Consider the following 416-nt stretch of genomic DNA (forward strand, 5'->3'; position numbering starts at 1 on the left):
GCGGGGGTCGGTATCTGTCACTGCCCAACCTCCAACATGATGCTGGCGTCGGGTATCTGTCCGGTGCAGGATCTCGAAGCGGCCGGTAGCCCGGTGGGCATTGGTGTGGATGGCTCAGCCTCGAACGACTGTTCGAACATGATTCAGGAAACGCGCCAGGCCATGTATCTGCAACGACTGAAATACGGCTCTTCCAAAGTAACGCATCAGGATGCGCTGCGCTGGGCCACCCAAGGTTCCGCCAACGTATTGGGCCGTGATGACATCGGCACCCTCGCGGTGGGCAAACAGGCCGACCTGGCTTTGTTTGGCCTCGACGAACTGCGTTTCTCCGGCAGCCATGATCCGTTAGCCGCACTGCTGCTGTGTGGCGCCCATCAGGCGGACTATGTGATGGTGGCGGGACAATGGAAGGT

At 60.1% G+C, this 416-nt stretch carries 1 protein-coding gene; it reads left to right on the forward strand.

Annotated elements, in window-relative coordinates:
- Positions 1 to 63: 63 nt before the first annotated feature.
- Positions 64 to 416: amidohydrolase family protein (locus Q4563_RS16490; RefSeq protein WP_303605254.1), on the forward strand; the 353-nt coding region annotated here is incomplete at its 3' end.

This window comes from Gilvimarinus sp. 1_MG-2023 (genome assembly GCF_030548285.1).